This window comes from Bartonella sp. B35(2025) (assembly GCF_053794465.1).
The window spans coordinates 226,278-253,221 of record NZ_CP200035.1 but is presented as its reverse complement, the minus strand read 5'-3'; the positions used below and the strand labels follow the sequence as shown (position 1 = coordinate 253,221).

Genomic DNA, 26,944 nt, shown 5'->3' with positions numbered 1-26,944 from the left:
ACACTTAAACCGCAAAAAGAAGTAATAAAGCAACAAGTAATGAAAAAATACCTAAGGCTTCCGTCACAGCAAAACCAAAGACCAAACGACCAAACTGGCTATCTGCCGCTGATGGATTCCGTAATGCACCAGAAAGATAGCTACCAAAAATATTTCCAAGACCCAAAGCTGTCCCAGCCATACCAAAGCAAGCAAGACCAGCGCCAATATATTTTGCTGCAAGCACTAATTCCATATTATTCTCCTTTGAAGCGAAATTGTATTATTTGACGAGAAACTGCCAATTTTATTAATGTCCCGGATGAACTGCATCATTAAGATACATACAAGTTAAAACTGTAAATACGTAAGCCTGAAGGAATGCAACCAAAAATTCAAGAGCAGTAATCGCTACAGTCATGATCAGCGGCAAAATTGAACCACCAACACCCATAATTCCTACTCCAATCATTGAGACAATAAAACCAGAAAATACTTTGAGGGTAATATGACCAGCAAGCATATTAGCAAAAAGACGAAGTGAAAGGCTGATAGGACGAGAAAAGAAAGAAATCACCTCAATCATTGTAACAAGAGGTAAAATCACAACAGGCACACCACTGGGAACAAATAATTTCAAAAAACTAACTCCATGTTTATAAAAGCCATAGCCAATCACCGTCAAAATCACTAACATTGCTAATGAAAAAGTAATCATAATCTGAGAGGTAATCGTATAAAAATAAGGGAAAAGACCAATAAAATTAGCAACCAGAATAAAAGTAAACAGGGAAAAAACCAAGGGGAAAAATTGCATTCCTTGTGCGCCAGATGATTCTCTCAAAGTTGATGCTACAAATTCATATGCCATCTCCGAAATGGACTGCATCCGTGTTGGAACTAACCCACGGCTTGATGATGAAATAAAAAGAAAAACTGAAGTTATAACAACAGTAGCTACTATGAAAAATGATACATTTGTAAACGAAAAATCTATATTTCCTACAGAAATATTAATCAGCCTTGAAACCTCAAACTGATGGATAGGATCTGGAGCGTGTGATGTCACTTCAACCTCATTTATCGGACCTCTTATCGTCCCTTTTATTCTGGCGCAATGCGCTGCTTTGTCCTAATTTACTGGAGGCGATATACCCCACAGACCGAAGAATACTCAATACACCAGCAGCAAATCCAAGAAAAAGAAAAAACACTAATCCCCATGGTAATGAACCTACTAGCTTATCAAATCCTAAGCCCAACACAACACCAACAACAATATTCGCTAGAAATTCACTAGAAAGCTTAATAGCACGCGCTATTCCCCCTTGTAATTCTTCTTTATTTTTCTCAAATCCCTGCTTCTCTAATGCCTCCTTACGCATTAAAGCTAAACCTAAATTCTGGCTACGACATTCCAAATCCTCTGAATGAGGACAGTTCTCCTGCCTTTTTCCTCCAGTTTTTTTTTGTGGCACTATGGATTCGTCTTCCCTCGCCATAATTAGTTCCTTAATCAAAAAGCAAAGTCAAAACGTATCTCGAAAACCACGCATAGCATATTGTTACCGAATTTATTCGTCAAGTCACCAAAAGAAATCTATCACAATTTATCGCATAAAAATCCATATTATGATTTTATTAACTTTTACTATTAACATATCCAAAATGATCAATATAACCTGCAAACACTGTGTTATTGCTCAATCTTTTAAAAATTATATCTGTTCCCATATTATAGCTCTAATAATAACATTTACTAAAATAAATCAATTATCGCACGTTTTATCCATTGTTGATAAACAAAACAGATCTTAATGAATCTCATTCGCCTTTTAATTTATGATGTTACAAATCAAACCACATGAGTGAAACTGCACATACAATCAATATATCCTTGTATAACTATATCCAGCTTTTTACCTCCCTTCCCTGAATTTTAAAATTCACAACTTCAGTAAATATTTCTGTTCTTTGTTTTAAATAAACAATCACAAACAGCGATATTTTTATCTATAAAATATTTCCTGTAATTTAAGATGGTAAAAAGACTCTTTTATATAATTTAAGAAGGAATAATTTCCTCAATTTTTTATTGACGACAATGTCATCACCTGTTGAGTTGATCAATAATTTTGGGAATTGAAACTTGATAATTTATAAAAAACTAACTTTATTAACCTTTAAAATAGGAAAATTATCTCTTTTTAGAGTGTGCTACAAAAGGATTATCAGCTGTTCGTAATGATATGCGAATTGGTACACCTAACATATCAAACGTATCACGTAATTCATTAGAAAGATAACGTAAATACGACTGAGGTATTGCTTTTGACCTTGAGCAAGAAATCACAAACCCAGGAGGACGTGTCTTAACCTGTGTCACATACTTAATCTTAAGTCGACGCCCCGCAATTACAGGTGGTGGATGATGTGTAATCACAGTTTCAAGCCATCGATTCAATTTACCCGTAGAAATACGACAATTCCATACATGGTGCATCATCATGACATTTTTCATAAGTTTATCAATACCTTGACCGTATTGACCCGATAAAGAGACAGCTCTTAAACCACGAACCTGAGGAAGAAGACGAGCACATTTTTCATGTAAATCAGCTAATTTTGTTTGATAATTTTCCACAAGATCCCACTTATTAAAAGCAATAATAGGAACTCGTCCCTCACGAATCACGAGATCAGCAATTTGTAAATCTTGCTTTTCAAAAGGTGCAGTCGCATCAAAAATAATTATTACTACTTCTGCAAAACGAATTGCACGTAAAGTGTCTGCAACAGAAAGTTTTTCCAACTTCTCTTTAATTTTCGATTTTTTACGCAAACCAGCAGTATCAAAAAGTTTAATATGACGACCGTGCCACTCCCAATCAACAGAAATAGAATCACGTGTAAGCCCTGCTTCAGATCCTGTTAATAAGCGATCTTGTCCCAACATTGTATTGATGAGGGTCGATTTTCCTGTATTTGGGCGACCAGCAATCGCAATTCGAATAGGCTTACTTTCATCGTAAATAAGACTCTCTTCTTCCAAATTATCTATATCGTCACCAATAGATGCATCATTACCAATAGATACAAGCTGCATTACAGCATATTTTTCTTCATTTTTATTTTCAAGGATTTGATCTCTGGCAATAACATTTAGAATCGCATCATGAAGATCTGTAAGACCTAAACCATGTTCAGCAGATATTAAACAAGGCTTACCTAAACCTAACGACCATGCTTCATATTCTCCCCCTGTTGCTGCTTTTGATTCAGATTTATTGGCAACAAGTACAATTGGTTTTCCTGATTTACGAATCAATGAAGCAAAATTTAAATCACTCGGTATTATTCCGATCTTCGCATCAAAAACGAATAAAATAAGATCCGCTTCATCGATGGCAGCTTTTGTTTGAGAAAGCATACGACCTTCAAGTGTATGATCCCCTGCTTCTTCTAATCCAGCTGTATCAATCACATTAAACTGTAAATCTTGAAGCTTAGCCATATGGATACGTCGATCACGTGTCACACCTGGTTTATTGTCAACTAAAGCTAATTTTTGCCCAACCAAACGATTAAATAGCGTTGACTTCCCGACATTAGGGCGACCAACTATAGCAATGGTAAGGCTCATAAATTCATTCCTTATTTGCCTTGCCCTCAGCTTGAATAAGTTCAAGCATAATTTGTGCGCGATCTGTTATTTTTGATCCTAGAGTGCTTTCTTCAGAAATCTTCTTAAAATAATAAACCGCATCATCCATCTTATCCGCTTTATAAGCAGCTAAACCCAAAGCCTCTCTTGCAGACATACGCATAGGACTCATATCATGAGCTATATCTTCAACACGTTTTTTGACATCTTCTAATGTCCCTGTATCAACCAAAATATAAGCTGCTCGAATTTTTGCGACTTTCTGCAAGATTTGTGGTGCTTTTTTATCAGCTGCAACAGAGTCAAAAATCTCTATCGATTTAACAGCATCACCTTGTTCCATTAACAAAGAAGCTTCACGCAAACGAGCAAGAAAAGGATATCCTCCAAAGTTGGTTGCTTTAATATTCTCTAATTGCTCCATTGCTTTATCAAAATGGCGCGTATCTGCAAAATCAAGGCCTTTTATAAATATATCACCGATATGGCTAGCTTTCTTTATTTGTTCATGGTGGTAAATTTGATAAACAGCAATCATTAATACAAAAGTAACAGCTGCAAAAATAATCAAAAGACCATAACGTTTCCAAAAAGCAAGAGCTTTTTCTTGACGAAACTCTGCATTAACTTCAGCGATAAAACTATCATACGACATATATCATACCTTAGAAAAAATTTAACTTCTTATGTTTTTACGCATAAATGAGCAAAGATGGTAGCTCTAATTAACTGAAGATCTTCAAATTGCCAGCCTATTAATTTAAAATCAATATGTGTCTATATTAATTGGATTTTTACAATTATATCAATTTAAAATAATGTAACCGTCTTTTGATTCACATCGTAACTTTTACATATCTTTAATTTCGTATAAATGGAAGTCATAACTACTTTAACTTTTGACATACGTTTATTGATAATTTTGATAATGCTGTCCGTTGTTCTACAAAAATATGTACATATATCGTACAATCTTAAGAAACTATTATATTACATTTTTCAAAACTTTCTGTTGTAAAATTACCATAAAAAACCAATTTTAAAAATGCTTTAACAGAAAAATATAGCTATTTTTTTATGATTGAAAATAACCAAAATCAAATAAATCAGGCATTACTAACCAACATAAAAAATACAGAAGCTATATAATAAAATAATAGAGCTCAATATATAAAATCAAACTCCTAATAGAACTTTATATAAAGCACATTTTTAACTTACTTTCATCTAATTAACAACTTATTACACTTTGCATTCAAAGATTTTGAATATGTTTATTGTAATGGCCAAATCCACATGAGCATTGGAACCGCAACAATTGCCGTCAATAATGCCAATGGAGCACCAAAGCGTGGATAATCACTAAAGCGGTACCCCCCTGGCGCCATCACAAGCATATTACTTTGATGTCCAATAGGTGTAAGAAACTCACACCCAGCACCAATTGCAACAGCCATCAGAAAAGCTTCAGGCTTATAATGGAGAGAATGGGCAAAACTCGACGCGATTGGTGCCACCATCATCACTGTTGCTGCATTATTCAAAAATGGTGTTACCAACATTGCTGTAACCAACATAAGTGCTAATGTACCAAATGGTGGCAAAAATACTGCTAATTGGCTAAGCCAATAACCTATAAGATCTGTACATCCTGTCTTCTCTAGTGCTTCACTCACTGGAATAAGAGCTGCTAACAATATTAATATTTGCCCATCTAATGCCTGATATAAATCACGTGCGGGCAAAACCCGAAAAATAACCATCGCAGCAGCTGCAAAAAAGAAAGAAAATGCAACTGGAATAACCTGAAAAGCCGTAAAAATGATAGCTACAAATAAAATAGCTAAAGATACGAGACCATGTCGTAAATTACCAAACATAATACTGCGTTTTGCTAAAGGAAGACATTTCAATTCTCGTAACAAATTCGGAATAACCATATCCTGTCCCTGCAAGACAATTACATCTCCAAGACGGAAAATAATATCACCAAGTCTCCCCCTTACTCTTTCATGCTGGCGACTTAATGCAAGTAAATTCACATCATAGCGATCAAATAACAAAAGTCCTTTTGCACTAATACCAATAAGAGGAGAATTATGGGTGATAACTGCCTCAATAATATCAATATCACTGTCTTTATCACCTGGAGAAATCGTTCGACCAGTAGAAAATTCTAAACGAGCTGAATTAATGACACTATCCAACCCTGTATGTGAACCTTCCAGCAAAACAATATCATTTTCAGAAAAAACAAAATCCGGTAGTGGTGAAATAGATACTTTATTTCTTATGATTTGAATCACCATAACCTCACCACCTGATGGTTTAACGAGATCAATAATGGTTTTTCCCACAATCGGCGAATTTATTGGAATACGCACTTCCGAAACGTAATTACGAACATCAATAGCATCATTAAACGATGCACCTGAACATACACGCACAGGTAATCGCCAAGAAAAAAAGACTAAATAAAATATACCAGCAGCAGCAACTGCTGCACCAACTGGTGTAAAATCAAACATAGTAAATGGAGTTCCTGTTAGACGTTCCTGCATAGCAGAAATAACAACGTTAGGAGAAGTTCCTATCTGTGTCATAAGACCACCCAACAAAGAACTAAATGCCATTGGCATTAAAAAAACAGAAGGAGAAACCTGTGAGCGACGAGCAAATTGAAAAGCAATTGGAAGCATGATAGCCAAAGCACCAATATTTTTAACAAACATTGATAAAAATACTACAGAAATAACTAAAAAGGCTAATTGAAGGCGCACTGATTTCACATCTGGCCATATCCGTTGGATAATAAATTCCATTATACCAGTGCGTGATACAGCTGTACTGACAATAAACACACTTCCCACAATAATAACGATATCGTTGCTAAAACCATTAAATGCTTCTTTTGGACTGACAAGACCAACGGTGCAAGCAATCAACAATGTACAAACAGCAACAAGATCATAACGGTATCGATCCCAAATGAAAACAACCATCATAAGACCAATGATAGAAAAAGCCATTATTTGATCTTCTGTCATAATACCCATCTCTCCCCATTGCTACAGATTCAATGAACAACAACACATCTGTTTTTAAACTGTTCCTACAAATAGCAACAAAGTAAAAGCGAACTTAGATACATTTGTAAAAGCAATTTAAAGTGGTAAACAAAATCATAATTAGATCCTACTTCTCTATCGACCATAGTAACTTTGGTAACTTTTTTATAAAATACTAAAATCAAAGAAAATTGGTGACTGTTGATAAAAGCATATTGAAAAAAAGATTAAAATGACTTTATGATAAGAACTCTTACATGTAGGAGGAATAAGTAATTTCTAAAGCGATATGTGTTATATCTAAACCTTTGTTGTTTCTTAAAGAAACTGGTTTATATCCCTATATAATTAGTTTATATCTCTATATAAAATGATAAAAATGAAAGAGAAAATGATGGTCAAATTTAATAGTATATGCCAATGTAATGTGAAGCGTTGGTTAATGTATGCTATAGGATTTATTGCTATCTTGGCAGCCATAATAGTCAGCAGCTTTTATATAGCAGAACCCTATCTTAATGATTGGGTAAAACGGAGGATGGCAAGTCGTTCCATAACAGCAGAGGAATTTGAAATCAGCATTCTAGGTAAGATTAACTTGAAGAATGTTACTGCACCAGTCCCCGCTGGTGTATCATTGAATATCGGTGCCATTTCACTTCGTCCTCCTATCTCTTTTATTCCCTCCACTTTTATACTTTATGATGTTGATTTAAAATACAATAATAATCATATACAAATCCCAAAAGTTTCTATTAATAATATAACCTTTAAAGAAAAAGATGCTACGATTGCATCTCCCCTTTTGCGATCTATTATGCGGCTTGAATTTTCATCAATTTTTGCGCCAAATATAATGATTTCTAAAGAAAATGAGAATGGGATAACCGAAAAAGTTAATATAAAAGATTTTCAACTTTCTGGTTTTAAACGTGGCTATATTCGCTCTGTTGGTATCAAAAGCATGGATCTTGCAACAGTTATAAATGGGACCAAGCAGCTGCATCTAGTCACCAAAAGCAATGCAATAAAAGCTCGTAATATTGATACCTTTTACGCCTATTCTATTATTGCTGGAAAAAGCAAAGCAACCAACCAAGGGGAACCTATTGCTGATTTTATTTCTCTAAATGACGTTATAATTGATGTTTTTAAACAAGCAGAAAAAATTTCCTCTTTTTCTCTTGGTGCATTTAAAGCATATGACCTAAAAATGAAACCACTCAAACAAATACCTGAGAAACTAATAAAGGCTTATCTTAATGCAAAAAAAGAAAATAATCAAGTAACCGAAAAAGCGGCACGAAATGCTATTCTCATAAACACTTTACTCGCCATTACTTCAATTGAAGCTGAAGTTGATCAAGTTACTGTTGATGCACCACAGCTAAACGCAACACTTGATTCATTGCAATTCAAACCAAGCCAATGGGATCAGCCTATACCAAAAAAAATTCTGCTCTCTCTTGATGGTTTTTCAGTTTTGCCCAAAAAAATAGACAAGGAAGATTTAGATTTTCTCAAAAATATAAATCTTGAGCGCTTTGATCTTTCAGGAAAATTTAATCTTTCTTACGATGAAAAAAAGTGTATGCTTTTTCTTAATGCGATGGCTTTCAATATAAAAGATATTGGTTCTGGAGAAATATCAGCTGAGGCTGTTAATGTTGATAAAAAACTCTTCTCTGGTCAAAAGGATGGAATGACCGCTGCTTTGCATGATCTTGGCGTAACTAAAATTGGTATACGCTATACAGATACTGGATTCATTGATAAGCTTTTTTCTTATCTCGCACAAAAGCTTGACGATGGAAAGCATGATCTTAAAAAAGAGCTTTATAACAATTTATATCTAATGATGACAAAAAGCCCCGAAATTTTACTAAAAAATTATGCTAAAGCTGAAAGTATTTCAAAATACTTTGGTGATTTTTCTAAAAATCCACAAACATTAATAATTGAAATAATGGCAAAAGATCGTAAAGGTCTTACAATCGATGATTTTAAAACTACTTTACAAAATAATCTTCCTGCTGTTCTGAATAAAGTAAATATAACAGTAAAAAATAAATCATCACCATAGAAAATATCTTTATTTCTCAATAATGATGATTCTATTCATAAATTTAAAAATCTTACTCTATTTTTTGTATACGATATGATAGAGTGTTATATGTAGTATTTTATACATAAAGACATATACTAAAAAATTATCGATACTTGGGATTGTTCATGTCTGATTTATCTTCAAATCGCTCTCCTAATCGTGTTTCTCGTGCTACAAATCGAGCACTCTCTGCCATTGAGGGTTTTCTTCATATCGAAGCTCTTAGCGGTGTTGTTCTTCTATTGGCAGCTGCTACTGCACTCATCTTTGCTAATTCTCAATATTCTTCTCTTTATGAAGCTTTTTGGCATACACCTCTTGGCTTTAATTTTGGTCACTTTACGCTTTCATGGGATTTGCATTTTTGGGTTAATGATGTTCTCATGACTGTTTTCTTTCTTGTAGCAGGCATGGAAATTCGGCGTGAAATTCACGAAGGCGCTCTTTCTAGCTTTAAACAAGCAATTTTACCAATTGTTGCAGCAATAGGTGGAGTTTGTCTTCCTGCGATTATTTACCTCGGTCTCAACTTAAACAGTGGACATACTTATGGTTGGGCTGTACCAACAGCTACAGATATTGCCTTTGCTTTAGGTATTCTTGCTCTTCTCGGAAAAAAAATTCCTTCTAACCTTCATATAATTCTCTTATCCTTAGCAATTATTGATGATATCATTGCTGTTCTTATTATTGCTTTTTTTTATTCGACAAACTTTGATCCTAGTGGATTAACTATAGCAACATCAGGTGTTGTATTAGTGTTATTTTTTCAATGGATTGGACTTGCGTCAGCATGGCTTTACATTATACCTGGTGCAATCATCTGGTGGGGCTTAATGATAACAGGCGCTCATCCATCACTTGCTGGCGTAATTTTAGGTATGATGACTCCAGTTTTTCCTACCCGTACTCTTGTAGCTCCATTAACGGTATTAAGCAATGCAATGCAAATTCTTCAAGAAAATAATCCAAAAGCAGATCTACATCATGTCTCAACTGCATTAAAAAAAATGCGTAGAGGACAACGTGATATGATTGCACCAGTAATACGCGTTCAAAAAGCATTACATCCATGGGTTGCATATGTTGTGATGCCAATTTTTGCCTTTGCAAATGCCGGCGTTAGTTTTGCAAACTTTGATCTTTCCTCTGACCAATCACTCTTGATTGTTCTCGGTATTATAATTGGTCTATTTGTTGGTAAGCCTTTAGGTATTATCACTGCAAGTTATCTGGCAGTAAAATCAGGGTTATGTCGCTTACCTCCTAATACAACATGGGCAGGTGTATTGCTGATTGGACTTTTAGCAGGTATTGGCTTTACAATGTCTATCTTTGTTTCGATGCTTGCTTTTAAAGACATTATTCTACTTGATTCGGCAAAAATTGGTGTACTTGGCGGATCTGGATTATCTGCTCTTATCGGCCTTGGATATGGGTTTATTTACATAAAATGCAATAAAAAGGTACAGTCTAGTTCTTAATAATCTAAGGATAAACGCACTGTATTGTACCTGTTAGAAAGTGATTTTGCTATTTATTGTGTTATCATTACAGAAATAAATACAAAAGATATTTTTATTCTTTCATTAACAGACAAACGGAAAAAGCTTAATACCTTTAAAAAATCTGTTTAACTCTTCTGATAACTTTATAAAGGAAGTTAGTTCAAGTAATGCGTAATTTGCATAAAATTGTATTATCTACATATGCTTATATTATCTGGATTCTAATTAATAAATACAAATGGATAGTGTATACTAGAACAATTAATTAAGCAAAAAATACATAACCAATTGCCTATTAATAACCGTTGCTAACACAGTTAAAGCTGCAGTCTCGAGTACCTTTACCTCATCATCACTACAACTATATGAACTATAGTCTTCATAAATAAAAATTCCTGAAATTTGTCTTTCCTATAAAATCAGTACGCCAAGAAAAAAGAAACCTTTTGTGTATTCCTTTAAGTGAGCATATTTTTACTGGTAATTGTTGCGTAAGCCTTACTCTATATACTCTTATTTTACTTGATAAAAAGAATAAACCTAAACTCGTAGAATCTAAAAAGTTTTAAGCAACAATTCAGAATGAAAAATATCAAAGAAAAAAAATACCTCTTATAATTCCATTTTATGCAATTGTGCAAATAATTCAATAAAATCAAATAAATATGCATTTAAAGTTCAGATTCTACATTCACAAAGATATCCCTAAGTAACAGGTATATCTAAATAAACATAATACACTCTTCTTCGCCTACTCAATATTCATTAAATGGAATTCTTTACTCTCCTACATACATATATGAGTACCCTATATTGTTTAGAAGTTCTTTAGATTAAAAAATACTTATCCCTTATCAAGTCCATAAACGGCATGTAATGTCCTTACCGCAAGTTCCGTGTAAGCGCTATCAATTAAAATAGAAATCTTAATTTCTGAAGTCGTGATTGCCTGAATATTAATACCCTTTTCAGCTAAAGCCTTAAATGCTGTAGCTGCAACACCTGCATGGCTACGCATCCCAATACCAATAACAGAAATCTTTGCAAGACCACTTTCAGACTGAATAACATCAAAACCAATTGCTTTATGATTTTTTTTAAGAAGCGTAACAGCTTTGTCTACATCAGCTGACGGTACAGTAAAAGTCATATCAGTTTTTGAACCATCTTCAGACATACTTTGTACAATCATATCAACATTGATGCACTCTTCAGCCAAAGGGCCAAAAACTGCTGCTGAAATACCTGGACGATCTGAAAGTCGCCGTAACGAAATTTGTGCTTCATCTTTGGCAAAAGCAATACCAGTAACATTCTGTTGTTCCACAATTTCATCCTCATCACAAATAAGTGTTCCAGAAGAACCAATTGAATCGCCCGCACTTAAAGTATTGGGATCCTCAAAACTTGAGCGTACACAAGTACGAACTTTATGAACCATAGCTAGTTCGACAGAACGAACCTGTAAAACTTTAGCCCCAAGAGAAGCCATTTCAAGCATTTCTTCAAAAGCCACTTTTGGTAAACGACGTGCCTTAGGCTCTATACGCGGATCAGTTGTATAAACACCATCTACATCTGTATAAATATCACAGCGATCCGCCTGTATAGCTGCTGCTACTGCAACAGCACTTGTATCCGATCCGCCACGTCCTAAAGTAGAAATCCGATTATCTGGAGCTAATCCCTGAAAACCAGCAATAACAGCTACCTGTCCCTTCTGAAAATGCTGTATTAAAAGAGATCCATTAATATCCATGATTCGAGCAACGCTATGTGCATTATCAGTACGAATAGGAATCTGCCAACCAAGCCATGAACGAGCATTTATGCTCATTGCTTTAAGTGTGAGAGCTAACAAACCTGCTGTTACCTGCTCGCCAGAAGCAACAACTATATCATATTCATAAGCATCTTTATATATTGGTGAAGCATCACGTATCCACTGAACAAGTTCATCAGTTTTACCAGCCATCGCTGATACAACAACTGCAACCTCATTACCTGCATCTACTTCTCGTTTTACATGCTGCGCAACATTATGAATACATTCAATATTCGCTACAGATGTACCACCAAATTTCATGACAATACGTGCCATTAATAATACTCTTATCTTTACATTTCTTATCTCAAACAACAGTGAGAATAGAGCTTTACTACTATATCAACCAACTGCCTTGTCGACATACCTAATATCTATCATTTTCGCAAGTCCAGTATATCCATCTTAATTTACTCTTGACTTTAGAAAAATTTGCCTGACTTGATAGTTGAAAGATAAAAGGAGAGCTGCATGATGAATGGAATGCATACCACCATTGATCAAAGTGAAATTGATCGTTTTTCCCGTATTGCTGCTGAGTGGTGGAATCCACAGGGTAAATTTCGACCACTTCATAAATTCAATCCAACACGTATTGCCTATATTAAAGAAAAAATCTGTCTAATATTCAACCGTAATCCTGTTGCATCTATGCCTTTTGAAGGCTTAAAGCTACTTGATATTGGCTGTGGGGGTGGTTTACTGTGCGAACCAATGGCACGTCTTGGTGCTACAGTCATAGGAGCTGACGCTGCGCAAACCAACATTGAAGTTGCAAAAATCCACGCAGCCCAAAACGGTCTTTCAATTGATTACCGTACAACCACTGCAGAAATATTAGCTGATGAAGGCGAACAGTTTGATGTTATCCTTAATATGGAAGTTGTTGAACATGTTGCCGATATTCATCTGTTTATGACAGCCACAGCAAAAATGCTCAAACCACAAGGATTAATGTTTGTTTCAACACTTAATCGAACATGGAAAGCATGGGGACTAGCCATCATAGGTGCTGAATATATCTTACATTGGCTTCCTAAAGGAACTCATGACTATAAAAAATTCCTAAAACCTCAAGAACTTAAAACCTTCTTATCAAAAAATACTCTGACTGTCATTGATGAGATCGGTATTACTTATAATCCATTAAATGACAGCTGGAATCGTTCAAAAAACATGGATATTAACTATATGCTTCTTGCAAAACGATCTTAATAGAATATATCATACCCCACAGTTATTACACACCTTGCAGCAAAGAATCGAGCTTACCCTCAGTATTTAAAGTGTAGAGGTCATCGCAGCCTCCAACATGATAATCACCTATAAAAATTTGTGGAAATGTATTACGCCCATTCGCTCGCTGCACCATTTCTTGGCGAAGAGAAGTTGACGCATCAATATCTGTATATTTTACACCTTTTTTATCCAACAAATCACGTGCTTTCTTGCAATAAGGACAGTTAGGACGTGTATAAAGTATTATCTCTTTCATAATATTACCCTCCAACGTTTTTTTAAATATAGTCAATTTTAAGAACTCCTCAAGTACCAGGAAAAACAGAAACTTCCTCTAAAGCTCGCGAAAATGTTAAAACATCAACCTGTAGCGCACCTGCATATTTTAATGTTGCAGCCGCCGCTGTAACTGTTGCACCTGTTGTAAATACATCATCAACTAACAAAATAGAACATCCTTTTAAATATTTTTTAACTTTATAAGGCACCTCAAAAGCATTCTGCATATTAAGTTTTCGTTCCCTAGCAGATAAACTAACCTGTGGACACGTATGTCGGCAACGCACAAGCCAACTAGGCTTGAATTTCTTTTTCTGTGTTGCAGCAATATAACGAGCAAGTTCAGCAGACTGATTATAACGCCGTCCCCAAAAACGACGAAAATGTAAAGGAACAGGAATAATTACATCACAATCATTAATAATCTCATGCCCAGCAAATACCATCCAATTAGCCATAAAAGATGCCAGTTCGGTATGATCACCATATTTCAATCGTGCCACCAAAACTTGTGCCACCCCTTTATGAACAATAGCTGAACGAACACGTGAAAAAGGAGGAGAAGTCTGCAAAGCTTCACCGCTAAGAAAACCATCTCCCATATCATAAACAAAAGGAATTCCCATAATAGGGCAATAAGGTTTTGTAATAAATTGAAGGCTTTCCCAACACCTAGAACAAACTGTACCATAGGCAGAAACCATTTGTTTACATCCAGGGCAAATCGATGGATAAAAAGCTTCTATCAAATACTTAATGAATTTACTCAATATATCTCGCCATTTAAAGCTATTTTTTGCAAATATAAAATCATTAATTTAAGTTTTTATAGCTTTCCTGTATAAGAAAATTTCTTTCACATTTTTAAATTCATAAAATTTAATTCCTTTAAAAATTCTTACCTTTTACAAATATATTTTTCTTGTACATCATAAGCTTGACATCGCTTACGCAAAAAATGAACTTTTTCAAAATATATTATATCATAAATCGAAAGTATTCAACAACATGTCGTATCCTTTAATTTTTGATTATGACCGTATTGAACAATTCCGCAAACGTGCTTTCCAAAAAGAAAAAAAGGGGCATGATTTTCTATTGTCCCATATGGCTGAAGATCTCTACAAACGTCTAAGTACTGTGAATCGTCGATTCACATTAGGTTTAGATTTACACGGTCATACAGGACTTGCTACGCAGGCTTTGATAAAATCTGGTAAAGTCCGTTCCGTAGAACGTGTTGAAACAGATATACTTTATCAGAATTGTGGTGAAAAATTTCACTTATGTCATCGAGAATTTCTCGACTTTCCTCAACACTATTGTGATCTAATCGTTTCGCTTCTTTCATTACAGTTAACAAACGATACTCCCGGTATTCTCAGTCAAATAAAAAATATCCTTAAACCAGATGGTTTATTCCTTGCCGTTATGACAGGAGCTGGCACATTAAGAGAACTACGCGAAAGTTTACTACAAGCTGAAAACGAAATTTATGATGGAGCTAGCCCAAGAGTTTATCCCTTCGCTGATATTCGTGATGTCGGTGCTCTTTTACAGCGTGCTGGTTTTGCTCTACCCGTAGCAGATGTTGAAGAAATTACTATCCGCTACAACACAATGTTTGATCTTATACATGATCTTAAAGCTATGGGAATGCAAAACGCGCTCATTAATCGTTCACGACGTCCCGTATCTAAACGCTTTTTTCTCCGTGCAGCTGAAATCTACGCAAAAAAATTTAGCGATCTTGACGGTCGTATTCGTGCACATTTCTCTTTTATCTGGCTATCTGGTTGGGCTCCTGATAAAAATCAACAAAAACCCATACCACCAGGCTCTGCTCAAATATCTCTTGCAGATGTTTTAGAAAAATAACCAGAGTAAAAATGAAAAAGCTGTAGAGCCTCAACAGGTAAATCATCTCTTAAAAATATTTTTATCTGTTGTACGTAACATCTGACTCGTCATAGTTCCAGCCAACATTGTGCCGCTTACGTTCAAAGCTGTACGTCCCATATCAATTAAAGGCTCAACAGAAATGAGTACAGCAACCAAAGAAACAGGGAGTCCCATGATTGGTAATACAAGCAATGCTGCAAAAATAGCACCACCACCAACACCAGCAACGCCAATAGAACTCAATGTTACGACACCAACAAGAGTAGCAATCCAAATAAAATCAAGAGGATTAATCCCCATAGAGGGTGCTATCATGGCAGCAAGCATTGCTGGATAAAGACCTGCACAACCATTTTGTCCAATTGTTACACCAAAAGAGGCTGCAAAACTTGCAATTGATTGTGGAACACCAATCCACTGTGTTTGTGCTTCAATATTCAAAGGAATACTTGCAGCACTTGAACGACTACTAAAGGCAAATGTTAAAACAGGTAAGACTTTTTTGAAAAAGCGAAACGGATTGATTCCTGATAAGCTTAATAATATACTATGAATACAAAAAATAAGGAGAATACCAACATAAGAAGCAATAACAAAAATCAATAATTTTAAAATATCTTCAACTTTTGAGGTTGCTCCTATTTTCGTCATAAGTGCAAAAATACCATAAGGTGTCAAAGCAATAACAAGACGTACTAACCGCATAATCCAAGCTTGCATAACCTCAATAAATGACAGAGCTTGATCTCCTTTATCTGGATCATCTTTCTTTAAAAGAGTAACTGCGGCTCCTAAAAATACCGAAAAAATAACAACACCAATAACTGATGTCCGCTTAACTCCACTTAACTCAGCAAATGGATTTTGAGGAATAAATGATAAAATTATCTTTGGAATACTCATATCCTCAAGCTGAGAAAAACGATCTCCAAGAATAGCAGACACATCTTCTCCTCCATGCACCAAACCACTCGCTGTTAATCCAAACCAGTTAACTACTAAAACACCAATCAATGCTGAAAGAGAAGTTGTAAAGAGCAATATTGAAATTGTCATAACACTAATTTTGCCAACAGCATAAACAGAATGCAAATGAGCTACTGCTGAAACGATAGAGATAAACACCAATGGTATAACAACCATTTGCAATAATAATATATAACCATCTCCAACAATGTTAAACCATTCAACAGATTTTAAAAGAATGAGTTCACCCTCTCCATAAATAACCTGCAAAATACTCCCAAAAATAAAACCAAGAATAAGGCCTAACATAACACGTAGTGAGAAATTCCATTTCATTTTCTTACTTTGAGCAAGCCATAACAAAAAAATAACAAATAAAAATAAATTGATAAGAAAATTAAATGCCATTGTTTATGCCTAATATTGTTTTGTTTGATATAACAAAAATAATGCATCACTTAAAATCAATGCATAACATCTGAAAATACAATATAAAGTTTCTACACTTTTAAAAAATTATTATTTTCTCAAATTATAAGCTAAAATGAAATTTTTTATACACTAATAATCATTTAAAGAAAATAAAAGCTAAAATAGAATTATCTTCATAATTATTTATAAAATAAAATGTTTCTAATAGGAAATTAAGTATAATTAATTCCCATCGATTCTAATGCAAATTGATACAATAAAAATACATCCCAATAATGATTAAGTAATTGGCTATACAAGAATAGGAAAATCTCCAACGATAGCACAAAGATTCTTCTTTGAAAAAAATTGTCTAAAACTCTTCCTAATATAAATGTTTTATGAAACACCCCCTGTTATTTATTAGTGGTATCTTCCTTTCACCAAAATATTAAAGAAGAAGATCTTTCAATACTTGAACTAATGGCTTATCTGCATCAGGCATAGGATATTTATCAAGATCACCAATAAAAACCCACTTTAAATTTTGCCCTTCTTTTCCTTGTGCAATACCCCCATAATGGTAACAAAGATATAATGGCATTAAAAGATGAAATGTTTCATAACTATGACTCGCGAATGTTAAGGGCAATAAATTATTTGGCTGAACATGAATACCAAGTTCCTCCTCTAATTCACGAATCAATGATGCTTCTGGAGTTTCACCTTGCTCAATCTTCCCACCGGGAAATTCCCATAAACCAGCCAACGATTTTCCTTTAGGCCGTTCTGTAAGCAAAACATGATTATCTTGATCTAACAGTGCACATGCAACAACAAGAAGAAGTGAGCTTTTTATACACATATTGCTCTCCAAAAAGAGTAATAACGACAATCATTCCTTATATCATAACGTCTTATTCCAAGACAAAAACGTTTAAATATCTACCCTAAAAAAGAATATATAAGTGTTCGATATCAAACCTATGGTACATCAGTTAACTTCTGTAATCACCATTGATCATAACGTACTCCTTTGTCAAATCACAAGACCAGACTGTCGCTTTACCACAACCCAAACCGATATCAACACGAATTGTGATATGTTCTCCTTGCATATAAGTGCTAATTTCCTCTTCATTATATTCAGGATCACGCTCACCATTTATAGCCAAACGGTGTTCACCAAACCAAATCGTTAACAAATCGCGATCTACTTCAACACCTGCTTTACCAACTGCCATAACTACCCTCCCCCAATTAGCATCTTCACCAGCAATAGCTGTTTTTACAAGCGGTGAATTTGCAATTGATTGGGCAATAATCTTCGCAGCATTATCTGTTGTAGCGCCAATTACATTAACCTCAATTAAATGACGAGCACCTTCACCATCACAAACAACTTGTAACGCAAGCTCGTGTAAAAGTTCACTCAATTGCTTTAAAAACACCTCATAACGTAAATCATCTTTACTTGTAAGGCAGGGAAAATTCCCTTCTACTTTTCCTGTCGCAAACATCATTAGTGTATCTGATGTTGAAGTATCACTATCTACAGTAATTGAATTGAAAGAACCCTGAACTGCCTCTGATAACATAGATTGAAGCATATCTGAAGAAATTGCTGCATTGCTTACTACAAAGGATAACATTGTTGCCATATCTGGTGCAATCATACCAGCACCTTTTGCAATCCCGTTAATGGTAACAATCACCCCCCCACAATCAAATTCACGCGTAGCAAATTTTGGAAATGTATCAGTTGTCATAATAGCTTTTGCAGCCTCCAACCAATTCCCTTCATCTGCTGTCTTCGCCATACTTGGCAAAAGATTTACAACACAGGCTGCATCCATCGGCTCACCAATGACTCCTGTAGAAGCTATGAAAATTTCATCTTCTTTAACCTTTAAAATGCCTGCCGCAGCATGTATTATTGCATCTGTTGTTTGCTTACCTTTTCTTCCCGTAAAAGCATTTGCATTTCCAGAATTAACAATAACACCTCTAGCAATTCCACGAGAAAGTGATGTACGACAATGATCCACAGGAGCAGAAGGACATTTTGAGCGTGTAAAAACACCTGCCACACTCGCTGGCTCATCAAATACAATGAAAAGAAGATCTGTACGACCTTTATATTTAATCCCAGCTTCAGCTGTTGCTAACCGTACACCAGATAATGGTGGGAGTTTTTGTATTTTTGAGGGAAACAAAGGAAATATTTTTAAAGCCACAGTATGCTTTCTATAAAAATAAATAAAAGGTTCATCCAGTTAAATGATTACCGATAAATGGCCTTTAGTAAACAATTTCTGGGCTTTTTGAATAAATTAACATATCAAATCGCCCAGCTTTAAAAAGTGCTACTCTGTTTCTTCTTCACTAGATGTATCACCTGGAAGCAGCATCTCATTTTTACCAAGTGATTGCATGAGTTTTTCAACGCTAGGATCAGGATATTTTATATCTATTTTACTACGCAAATCTACAATAAGTGTTTGGTAACGCTCTTTTATAAGTTGTGTACGCAACATTTCTTTCACATCATCAAACACAGGAGGTTGTTTCAAACGGCGATCTTCTACCTTAATAACATGCCAACCAAAAGGACTTTCGACAGGCTTCTTAGTGTATTCTCCGACTTTCAGACTAAACGCAGCATCTTCAAACGGCTTAACCATTTGACCATGGCTAAAATAACCAAGATCACCCCCAACAGCAGCAGAACCATCTGTTGAATTCTTTTTTGCAATCTCTTCAAATTTCTCCCCCTTATTTAGATTCTTAATAATAGCTTCTGCTTCTTTTTTTGTTTTAACCAAGATATGACGTGCTTTAATTTCATCTTCTTTGGGTAAAGCAGCCACTTCTTTATCATAAAGAGCTACCAAATCAGTATCTAAAATCTGATCAACAATCATCTGTTTAAAATAAAGCTGCTGAAGAACATTATCACGCATAACCGCCATACGTTTATCATAAGCTTTGGTTTTATCGATGCCTTTACCAATTGCTGCTTTAGCAAGTGCTTGCATGTCTAAGTAGGCTTTTAAAACTGTTATACGACGTTGTTCATCAGAAATACGCGCTAAATTAGGATTTATTTCAAGTGCTAACTCATCTAACTGTCCTGCTGTAATATCTTTTCCATCAACAACTGCCATAACATGAGAAGGAGAAACTGTTTTTTCAGAAGTTTTTTCTAAAGTCTTTAAATCATTCGATGCAGGCTTCACGCTTTCTTGAGCCACCACCCCTAAACTCGTGCTCGCTAATAAAGTTAATGTTAAAAACAGCGTGATAAAGTTGAATTTCATAAATATACTCCTTAAAAATGAACTTATGTTCAAGATTCTAATTTTCTTTACCATAACACTTTAATTTTTAAACATAGATAAATAATTTGGTAATTTTATTAAAAAAAATATAAACTTTTCCTTTTATCTTAGCCTATCTTATTTTATCTTATGCTGCTGAAAAACATGGTTAATAATGTCATACTATACCCTAAATTACTCTATAATATGCTTACTAAACAATATTATGCAAGTTGACACAACGCACTTAGCTTCTTATCTCTACTTTAACAATTAAAGTAAAAAATTGTGCACCAACAGGTGTAATGATGTTGTTTGCATCTTAATTATATTAGACACCTTTGGGAATGCGGAACATGGGGACAACATATGAAGCACCCAACTTTAGTAACAACAAATAAAAGAAAGGACCAGAAATGGTCAGCTTAGGTGTTTTTGTACGTAAATTTTTTGGTTCAGCTCATGAGCGTCGCCTCAAATCTTTTCACCAAAAAGTTTTACAAATTAATGCTTTAGAAGAACAATTTCAAAAATTAAGTGATGAACAGCTCTATCAAAAAGCTGATGAATTTCGTAAACGAATAACTGAAGGTGAAACTACTGACTTGCTCCTGCCAGAAGCTTTTGCGACTGTCCGTGAAGCGGCAAAGCGTGTTTATGATATGCGTCTTTTTGATGTACAGCTCATTGGTGGAATGGTACTTCATGATCGAGGTATCGCTGAAATGCGTACTGGTGAAGGTAAAACATTAATGGCAACTCTACCAGTTTACCTCAACGCCTTAGAAGGAAAAGGTGTTCATGTTGTTACAGTAAACGATTATCTTGCCAGTCGTGATGCTGAAACTATGGGGAAAATTTATAGTTTTCTAGGGTTAACAACCGGTGTGATTCTGCATAATCTCGATAATGATGCCCGCCGAGCAGCCTATGCATGTGACATTACTTATGCAACAAATAATGAATTGGGTTTTGATTATCTACGCGATAATATGGCTTTTGACCATCATCACATGGTTCAGCGTGGACATCATTACGCAATTGTCGACGAAGTTGATTCGATCCTCATTGATGAAGCACGTACCCCCCTTATTATTTCTGGTCCATTAGAAGATCGTACGGACTTTTATAACCTTATTGATACATTTATTCCCGTCTTAACTCCGGAAGATTATGAAATTGATGAAAAACAAAAAACAACCACTTTTACTGAAGTCGGTACTGAAAAAATTGAAAAAATGCTTGAACAGGCCGGACACCTTAAAGGCGAAAGCCTTTATGACATAGAAAATGTTACTGTTGTCCATCATATTAATAATGCTCTAAAAGCGCATAAAATGTTCGTTCGTGACAAAGACTACATTGTCCGAAATGGTGAAATTGTTATCATCGATGAATTTACAGGGCGCATGATGCCAGGACGGCGTTATTCTGAAGGACTTCATCAAGCACTAGAAGCCAAAGAACATGTTGCTATTCAACCAGAAAATCAGACATTAGCTTCTATTACTTTCCAAAATTATTTTCGCATGTATAAAAAGTTATCTGGTATGACTGGTACTGCTGTAACAGAAGCTGAAGAATTTAGCAATATTTATGATCTTGACGTTATTGAAGTCCCTACAAATTTACCAATACAACGTTATGATGAAGATGATGAAATTTATCGAACAACAGAAGAGAAATATCGTGCTATTGTGCGTGATATTCGTCAAGCACACGAAAAAGGACAGCCTATTCTTGTAGGAACAACCTCTATTGAAAAATCAGAACAATTGGCAGAACGTTTACGAAAAGAAGGTATTACTGATTTTAGAGTTCTAAATGCTCGTTATCATGAGCAAGAAGCATATATTATTGCACAGGCAGGGATTCCTGGAGCTTTAACTATTGCGACCAATATGGCTGGTCGTGGTACTGATATACAGCTCGGTGGTAATGTCGAAATGCGTATTCGACAAGAATTACAAGATATACCTGAAGGGGCGGAACGAATTGCTAGAATTGAAGAAATTAAAAAAGATGTTCAACATCTTAAAGAAAAAGCATTAGCGGTTGGTGGTCTTTACGTCATTGCTACTGAACGTCATGAAAGCCGCCGTATTGATAACCAACTCCGAGGCCGCTCTGGTCGCCAAGGTGATCCTGGTCGCTCAAAATTCTTTCTCTCTTTGCAAGATGATCTTATGCGTATTTTCGGCTCCAATCGTATGGATAGCGTACTACAAAAACTTGGATTGAAAGAAAATGAAGCCATTATTCATCCATGGATTAATAAAGCTATCGAAAAAGCTCAAAAAAAGGTTGAAGCCCGAAATTTTGAAATTCGTAAAAATTTGTTAAAATACGATGATGTGATGAATGATCAGCGCAAAGTTATTTTTGAGCAGCGCATGGAAATCATGAATGCAGATGATTTAACTGAAATGATCGTTGAAATGCGGAATGAAGTAGTTGAAGATTTAGTAGAAACCTACGTTCCATCTGGAACATATTCTGAGAAATGGAATATAAAAGCTCTACAAGAAGAACTTTCTCAGCTTTTCAAGCTTGAACTTCCAATAGAAGAATGGGTAAAAGAAGATGGAATTGCTGAAGAACAAATCTTAGAACGTGTATCAGATGCTATTGTTAAACTTGAAAATGAGCGTACTGAACGTTACTCTCCAGAAATTATGGCTTATTTCCATAAAGCTGTACTGCTTGAAACCATTGATTTGTTATGGCGTGAACATCTGGTAAATTTAGACCATTTACGTTCAGTTGTTGGTTTTCGTGGTTATGCGCAACGAGATCCACTTAATGAATATAAGACGGAATCATTTGAACTTTTTCAAACCATGCTTAGAAATCTTCGCAGAAACGTTACTTCTAAACTTATGTGTTTTGAGATCATTCAGCAACCCACAGAGCCATTAATGCCTGAGCAAACAAATGCTCATAACTTTGTCTTTAATAATCAAGATAAAAAAAATAATCCCGCTTCGTGGTCACGATCACAAGAAAATAGCTTTGTTAATCCGAAAGATCGTAACCCCAACGATTCAACCACATGGGGAAAAGTTGGGCGCAATGAACGGTGCCCTTGCGGTTCAGAAAAAAAATACAAACACTGTCATGGAGCCTTCATCTAAAAAGCAAATAACTAAGATGAATAAAAAGCAAAATTATGAAAAAGAATTGCGTATTGCAGGTTTAAGGGTAACACGTCAAAGACGTGTTATTCTTGACATTTTGACTACCACAAATGATCATCCAAACGCATTTGAAATTTTTCAGCGTGCTAACAAAATAGATTCTAGTATTTCGTTATCAACTGTTTATCGAACTATGAAAATATTGGAAGGAAATGGAAAAATTTATCGTCATACCTTTAGTGGTGGACCTTCTCGTTTTGAGCAAGCAGATGGGCAACACCATGATCATCTCATTGATGTGGATACGGGACAAGTCATTGAATTTCAATCTGATATTATTGAAAATCTACAGGAAGAAATCGCTAAATCCCTTGGTTATGACATCATTCATCATCGTCTTGAAATTTACGGAAAAAAACATAATTCCTAAAATGATTATCTCATATGTATAATTAAGAAATTACTCATGCAAATCAAACTTTATAAAAATTTACCTCAAAATTTTTCAGTTTTCATTGGCAAGAGTATTTTTCTGTTTTATCACCTCCCTTATCGCACGATAGTATAATGCTATCAATTATTAACATTATAATGAAAATTAGGTCGATATTGTCATGGTTTCTTTGCCACAAGACCGTATGAAAAAACTCGAAAAGCGCTTCGAAGTCATTGAAAACCAAATGGCTGGAAGCCCCAATGCTGAAACTTATGTAAAATTAGCTTCTGAATATGCAGAATTAGAGTCAATCGTTACCTCCATAAAAATATTAAATGCTCTCTATAAAGAAAAGGAAGAGCTTAAAATCATGATCCATGATACGAATACAGATATAGAGATGCGTAATCTTGTTCAAGAAGAATTACCACTATTATGTCAAAAAATTGAACACATTGAGCAAGAACTTCAAATTCTTCTTTTACCCAAAGATGTTGCTGATGAAAAAAGTGCTATTGTTGAAATTCGAGCAGGTACGGGTGGATCAGAAGCAGCACTTTTTGCTGGAAATCTTTTCCGCATGTATGAACGTTATGCCAATACTCATAACTGGAAAGTTGAAATTATTTCTCTTAGTGATGGTGAAGTTGGTGGATATAAAGAAATTATTGCTACAATTTCAGGAAAAGGTGTATTTTCTAAGCTTAAATTTGAATCAGGTGTCCATCGCGTACAGCGTATCCCTGAGACGGAAACAAATGGACGTATCCATACATCAGCTGCTACCGTCGCAGTTCTTCCAGAAGCAGAAGAAATTGACATTGAAATTCGCCCTGAAGATATCCGTATCGACACAATGCGTGCATCAGGTGCAGGTGGACAGCACGTTAATACAACTGATTCAGCTGTTCGTATCACACATATTCCAACAGGAATTATGGTTGTACAAGCAGAAAAATCACAACATCAAAATCGAGCACGTGCACTGCAAATTTTACGCGCACGTTTATTCGATATCGAACGACAAAAAGCAGAACGTGAACGCTCAGAATCTCGTAAAAATCAGGTTGGCTCTGGTGATCGATCAGAACGTATTCGTACCTATAATTTTCCACAAGGACGTGTTACTGATCATCGTATTAATCTTACTCTATACAAGCTTGATCGCATTATGGAAGGAGATCTTGATGAGCTTATCAATGCGCTTATATCTGATCACCAAACTGCACTCCTTACTGAAATGGACAGTAATGAATGAACAATTATTCTCTCAACAGCATCATTCGAGAGACGCAAAAAAAATTGCATACTCAAGGAATTTCTGAAGCCAATCTTAACGCAAAAATACTTGTTGAATGGATAACAGGTACCAATGCATCAGACAGAATTTTACGACCAGATATACGCCTATCTTCTAAGCAAATCATACAGTTAGAAAAAGCTATCAAGAGACGTATTGCTGGTGAACCTGTTTACCGTATTATTGGAAAGCGGGAATTTTATGGTATATCCTTCGCACTATCTCAAGACACATTAGAACCACGTCCTGATACAGAAACACTGGTAGACCTTGTTTTACCACTTCTTGTACAACATGTAGAAAAATTTAAAAAAATAACACTGCTTGATATGGGAACAGGAAGTGGTGCCATTGCCATTGCAATTCTTAAAAAAATCCCCCACTCTTATGCAGTAGCTGTCGATATTTCTGAAGATGCTCTCAGAACAGCTACAAAAAATGCAGAAAATGCAGAAGTTATACATCGCTTTACACCTCTTCTCAGTGATTGGTTTGATTCTGTCACAGGTCGATTTGATTTTATTATTTCTAATCCACCCTATATTCCAGAAAAAGATATAAAAAAATTAGCAAAGGAAGTACGACTACATGATCCATTGCGTGCGCTTATCGGTGGAAAAGATGGTCTTGATTTTTATCGAAGACTTTCTCATGAAGCAGCAAACTACTTAAAAGAAAAAGGCTATATAGCTGTCGAGATTGGCTATTCTCAAGAAAAAGAAGTCTGTAACCTATTTAAAAAACATGGCTTCCAGTGCCTAGAAACACGCAGAGATCTAAGTAATATACCGCGCGCACTTCTCTTTACATACAACCCTTAAAATTCCCAATCATCATCCGTGGTAGCAACCGCCTTGCCAATGACATAGGAAGAACCAGCTCCTGAAAAGAAATCATGATTTTCATCAGCACTTGGTGATAAGGCTGCTAAAATAGCTGGATTAACACGACAAACTTCAGGTGGAAAGAGAGGTTCAAATCCCAGATTCATTAAGGCCTTATTCGCATTATAATGAAGAAAAACTTTAACATCCTCTGTTACTCCAATAGAATCATAAAGATCTTCAGTATATTTGCATTCAATATTATAAAGATCAAAGAGCAAGCTAAAAGCAAAATCTTTAATTTCTTGCTTTTTAGCTTTATCAAGCTTTGCAAACCCTAATTGAAATTTATAGCCTATATAATAACCATGTACGGCTTCATCACGGATAATAAGCCGAATTAAATCAGCTGTATTACTTAGCTTAGCGCGACTAGCCCAATACATGGGCAAATAAAAACCTGAATAAAATAAAAAGCTTTCAAGTAAAGTTGAAGCAATCTTTTTCTTTAAAGGATTACTCGCTTCATAGCGCTCAAGCACTAATCTAGCCTTTTTTTGCAAATGAATATTTTCTTCTGACCACCTAAAAGCATCATCAACCTCTGCTGTCGAACATAAAGTTGAAAAAATAGAAGAATAAGAACGTGCATGAACTGCTTCCATAAATGCAATATTCGTTAACACCGCCTCTTCATGCTCTGTTATTGCATCAGCCATAAGAGAAATCGCTCCTACGGTGTTCTGAATTGTATCCAAAAGAGTTAACCCTGTAAAAACACGGATTGTTAGCTTACGCTCCTCCTCTGTCAAGCTCGACCATGAAGGAATATCATTGGAAAGAGGAACTTTCTCTGGTAACCAAAAATTTCCAGTTAAGCGATTCCAAACTTCAAGATCTTTCTCATCATGCAATTTATTCCAATTGACAGCACAAACAATAGGATTTTTGGTTGTAATCTTTGTCATATGGGTATCTC

General features: G+C 35.3%; 21 protein-coding genes and 1 pseudogene. 8 read left to right on the top strand and 14 right to left on the bottom strand.

The window, feature by feature from the left end:
- Positions 1–4: 4 nt before the first annotated feature.
- The 6 genes from V4P56_RS00995 to V4P56_RS00970 form a co-directional block, all read right to left on the bottom strand.
- A complete protein-coding gene (locus tag V4P56_RS00995; RefSeq protein ID WP_004855165.1) occupies positions 5–235 on the bottom strand; it encodes a F0F1 ATP synthase subunit C in 231 nt (76 codons plus the stop codon).
- 54 nt (positions 236–289) lie between these two features.
- A complete protein-coding gene (locus tag V4P56_RS00990) occupies positions 290–1,048 on the bottom strand; it encodes a F0F1 ATP synthase subunit A (protein WP_455482240.1) in 759 nt (252 codons plus the stop codon).
- A gap of 7 nt (positions 1,049–1,055) precedes the next feature.
- A complete protein-coding gene (locus V4P56_RS00985; protein ID WP_455482239.1) occupies positions 1,056–1,481 on the bottom strand; it encodes an AtpZ/AtpI family protein in 426 nt (141 codons plus the stop codon).
- A gap of 695 nt (positions 1,482–2,176) precedes the next feature.
- Positions 2,177–3,622, bottom strand: a complete 1,446-nt coding sequence (der, locus tag V4P56_RS00980) for a ribosome biogenesis GTPase Der (protein ID WP_455482238.1) — start codon at positions 3,620–3,622, stop codon at positions 2,177–2,179.
- Positions 3,623–3,626: 4 nt separating this feature from the next.
- Positions 3,627–4,298: a DUF2659 family protein gene (locus tag V4P56_RS00975; protein ID WP_455482237.1), complete on the bottom strand. Its 672-nt coding sequence runs from the start codon at positions 4,296–4,298 to the stop codon at positions 3,627–3,629.
- Between the two features lie 619 nt (positions 4,299–4,917).
- Positions 4,918–6,690 carry an SLC13 family permease gene (locus tag V4P56_RS00970; protein WP_455482623.1) on the bottom strand — a complete coding sequence of 591 codons (1,773 nt, stop codon included), beginning with the start codon at positions 6,688–6,690 and terminating at the stop codon, positions 4,918–4,920.
- Between the two features lie 415 nt (positions 6,691–7,105).
- Here V4P56_RS00970 and V4P56_RS00965 point away from each other — a divergent pair, with 415 nt between their 5' ends.
- Positions 7,106–8,794, top strand: a complete 1,689-nt coding sequence (locus V4P56_RS00965; RefSeq protein WP_455482622.1) for a hypothetical protein — start codon at positions 7,106–7,108, stop codon at positions 8,792–8,794.
- Positions 8,795–8,943: 149 nt separating this feature from the next.
- Entirely contained in the window at positions 8,944–10,302 is a 1,359-nt protein-coding gene (gene nhaA, locus V4P56_RS00960; RefSeq protein ID WP_455482236.1) for a Na+/H+ antiporter NhaA, read from the top strand.
- Between the two features lie 868 nt (positions 10,303–11,170).
- On the opposite strand, the gene V4P56_RS00955 is transcribed toward nhaA, so the two are convergent.
- Positions 11,171–12,427, bottom strand: a complete 1,257-nt coding sequence (locus tag V4P56_RS00955) for an aspartate kinase (RefSeq protein WP_455482235.1) — start codon at positions 12,425–12,427, stop codon at positions 11,171–11,173.
- 195 nt (positions 12,428–12,622) lie between these two features.
- On the opposite strand from V4P56_RS00955, the gene ubiG reads away from it, so the two are divergent.
- Positions 12,623–13,366: a bifunctional 2-polyprenyl-6-hydroxyphenol methylase/3-demethylubiquinol 3-O-methyltransferase UbiG gene (gene ubiG / locus V4P56_RS00950; protein WP_455482234.1), complete on the top strand. Its 744-nt coding sequence runs from the start codon at positions 12,623–12,625 to the stop codon at positions 13,364–13,366.
- 25 nt (positions 13,367–13,391) lie between these two features.
- On the opposite strand, the gene grxC is transcribed toward ubiG, so the two are convergent.
- Together grxC and V4P56_RS00940 are read right to left on the bottom strand one after the other, a co-directional pair.
- A complete protein-coding gene (grxC, locus tag V4P56_RS00945; RefSeq protein ID WP_455482233.1) occupies positions 13,392–13,646 on the bottom strand; it encodes a glutaredoxin 3 in 255 nt (84 codons plus the stop codon).
- A gap of 49 nt (positions 13,647–13,695) precedes the next feature.
- Positions 13,696–14,483: pseudogene (locus V4P56_RS00940) on the bottom strand (ComF family protein).
- A 194-nt stretch (positions 14,484–14,677) separates the two neighbouring features.
- Here V4P56_RS00940 and V4P56_RS00935 point away from each other — a divergent pair.
- A complete protein-coding gene (locus V4P56_RS00935; RefSeq protein WP_455482232.1) occupies positions 14,678–15,547 on the top strand; it encodes a methyltransferase domain-containing protein in 870 nt (289 codons plus the stop codon).
- Positions 15,548–15,589: 42 nt separating this feature from the next.
- On the opposite strand, the gene V4P56_RS00930 is transcribed toward V4P56_RS00935, so the two are convergent.
- The 4 genes from V4P56_RS00930 to V4P56_RS00915 form a co-directional block, all read right to left on the bottom strand.
- Positions 15,590–16,945 carry an L-cystine transporter gene (locus V4P56_RS00930; protein ID WP_455482231.1) on the bottom strand — a complete coding sequence of 452 codons (1,356 nt, stop codon included), beginning with the start codon at positions 16,943–16,945 and terminating at the stop codon, positions 15,590–15,592.
- A gap of 454 nt (positions 16,946–17,399) precedes the next feature.
- Positions 17,400–17,813, bottom strand: a complete 414-nt coding sequence (gene mutT, locus V4P56_RS00925; RefSeq protein WP_455482230.1) for an 8-oxo-dGTP diphosphatase MutT — start codon at positions 17,811–17,813, stop codon at positions 17,400–17,402.
- A 133-nt stretch (positions 17,814–17,946) separates the two neighbouring features.
- Positions 17,947–19,185 carry a bifunctional glutamate N-acetyltransferase/amino-acid acetyltransferase ArgJ gene (gene argJ / locus V4P56_RS00920; RefSeq protein WP_455482229.1) on the bottom strand — a complete coding sequence of 413 codons (1,239 nt, stop codon included), beginning with the start codon at positions 19,183–19,185 and terminating at the stop codon, positions 17,947–17,949.
- Between the two features lie 129 nt (positions 19,186–19,314).
- Complete coding sequence (locus V4P56_RS00915) at positions 19,315–20,268, bottom strand: peptidylprolyl isomerase (protein WP_455482228.1); 954 nt, start codon at positions 20,266–20,268, stop codon at positions 19,315–19,317.
- Positions 20,269–20,684: 416 nt separating this feature from the next.
- Between V4P56_RS00915 and secA the strand changes: the two genes are divergently transcribed.
- The 4 genes from secA to prmC all read left to right on the top strand — a co-directional run bounded on the left by secA (position 20,685) and on the right by prmC (position 25,962).
- Positions 20,685–23,402: a preprotein translocase subunit SecA gene (gene secA, locus V4P56_RS00910; protein ID WP_455482227.1), complete on the top strand. Its 2,718-nt coding sequence runs from the start codon at positions 20,685–20,687 to the stop codon at positions 23,400–23,402.
- Positions 23,341–23,835, top strand: a complete 495-nt coding sequence (locus V4P56_RS00905; RefSeq protein ID WP_455482226.1) for a Fur family transcriptional regulator — start codon at positions 23,341–23,343, stop codon at positions 23,833–23,835. Before secA ends, V4P56_RS00905 begins: the two co-directional genes overlap by 62 nt.
- Positions 23,836–24,019: 184 nt before the next feature.
- Positions 24,020–25,099, top strand: a complete 1,080-nt coding sequence (gene prfA, locus V4P56_RS00900) for a peptide chain release factor 1 (protein ID WP_455482225.1) — start codon at positions 24,020–24,022, stop codon at positions 25,097–25,099.
- Entirely contained in the window at positions 25,096–25,962 is an 867-nt protein-coding gene (gene prmC, locus V4P56_RS00895; RefSeq protein ID WP_455482224.1) for a peptide chain release factor N(5)-glutamine methyltransferase, read from the top strand. Before prfA ends, prmC begins: the two co-directional genes overlap by 4 nt.
- Here prmC and nrdF read toward each other — a convergent pair.
- A complete protein-coding gene (nrdF, locus tag V4P56_RS00890) occupies positions 25,959–26,933 on the bottom strand; it encodes a class 1b ribonucleoside-diphosphate reductase subunit beta (protein ID WP_455482223.1) in 975 nt (324 codons plus the stop codon). The genes prmC and nrdF overlap by 4 nt on opposite strands.
- Positions 26,934–26,944: the final 11 nt, after the last annotated feature.

Excerpts from the sequence above, each read along its gene's own strand:
- V4P56_RS00975 (WP_455482237.1), bottom strand. The coding sequence starts at position 4,298 with ATGTCGTATGATAGTTTTATCGCTGAAGTTAATGCAGAGTTTCGTCAA.
- nrdF (WP_455482223.1), bottom strand. The coding sequence starts at position 26,933 with ATGACAAAGATTACAACCAAAAATCCTATTGTTTGTGCTGTCAATTGG.
- V4P56_RS00935 (WP_455482232.1), top strand. The coding sequence starts at position 14,678 with ATGTCGTATCCTTTAATTTTTGATTATGACCGTATTGAACAATTCCGC.
- secA (WP_455482227.1), top strand. The coding sequence starts at position 20,685 with ATGGTCAGCTTAGGTGTTTTTGTACGTAAATTTTTTGGTTCAGCTCAT.
- V4P56_RS00985 (WP_455482239.1), bottom strand. The coding sequence starts at position 1,481 with ATGGCGAGGGAAGACGAATCCATAGTGCCACAAAAAAAAACTGGAGGA.
- grxC (WP_455482233.1), bottom strand. The coding sequence starts at position 13,646 with ATGAAAGAGATAATACTTTATACACGTCCTAACTGTCCTTATTGCAAG.
- V4P56_RS00965 (WP_455482622.1), top strand. The coding sequence starts at position 7,106 with ATGGTCAAATTTAATAGTATATGCCAATGTAATGTGAAGCGTTGGTTA.
- prmC (WP_455482224.1), top strand. The coding sequence starts at position 25,096 with ATGAACAATTATTCTCTCAACAGCATCATTCGAGAGACGCAAAAAAAA.
- V4P56_RS00955 (WP_455482235.1), bottom strand. The coding sequence starts at position 12,427 with ATGGCACGTATTGTCATGAAATTTGGTGGTACATCTGTAGCGAATATT.
- V4P56_RS00905 (WP_455482226.1), top strand. The coding sequence starts at position 23,341 with ATGAACGGTGCCCTTGCGGTTCAGAAAAAAAATACAAACACTGTCATG.
- der (WP_455482238.1), bottom strand. The coding sequence starts at position 3,622 with ATGAGCCTTACCATTGCTATAGTTGGTCGCCCTAATGTCGGGAAGTCA.
- V4P56_RS00995 (WP_004855165.1), bottom strand. The coding sequence starts at position 235 with ATGGAATTAGTGCTTGCAGCAAAATATATTGGCGCTGGTCTTGCTTGC.
- V4P56_RS00930 (WP_455482231.1), bottom strand. The coding sequence starts at position 16,945 with ATGGCATTTAATTTTCTTATCAATTTATTTTTATTTGTTATTTTTTTG.
- mutT (WP_455482230.1), bottom strand. The coding sequence starts at position 17,813 with ATGTGTATAAAAAGCTCACTTCTTCTTGTTGTTGCATGTGCACTGTTA.
- nhaA (WP_455482236.1), top strand. The coding sequence starts at position 8,944 with ATGTCTGATTTATCTTCAAATCGCTCTCCTAATCGTGTTTCTCGTGCT.
- V4P56_RS00970 (WP_455482623.1), bottom strand. The coding sequence starts at position 6,690 with ATGACAGAAGATCAAATAATGGCTTTTTCTATCATTGGTCTTATGATG.
- prfA (WP_455482225.1), top strand. The coding sequence starts at position 24,020 with ATGGTTTCTTTGCCACAAGACCGTATGAAAAAACTCGAAAAGCGCTTC.
- ubiG (WP_455482234.1), top strand. The coding sequence starts at position 12,623 with ATGATGAATGGAATGCATACCACCATTGATCAAAGTGAAATTGATCGT.
- V4P56_RS00915 (WP_455482228.1), bottom strand. The coding sequence starts at position 20,268 with ATGAAATTCAACTTTATCACGCTGTTTTTAACATTAACTTTATTAGCG.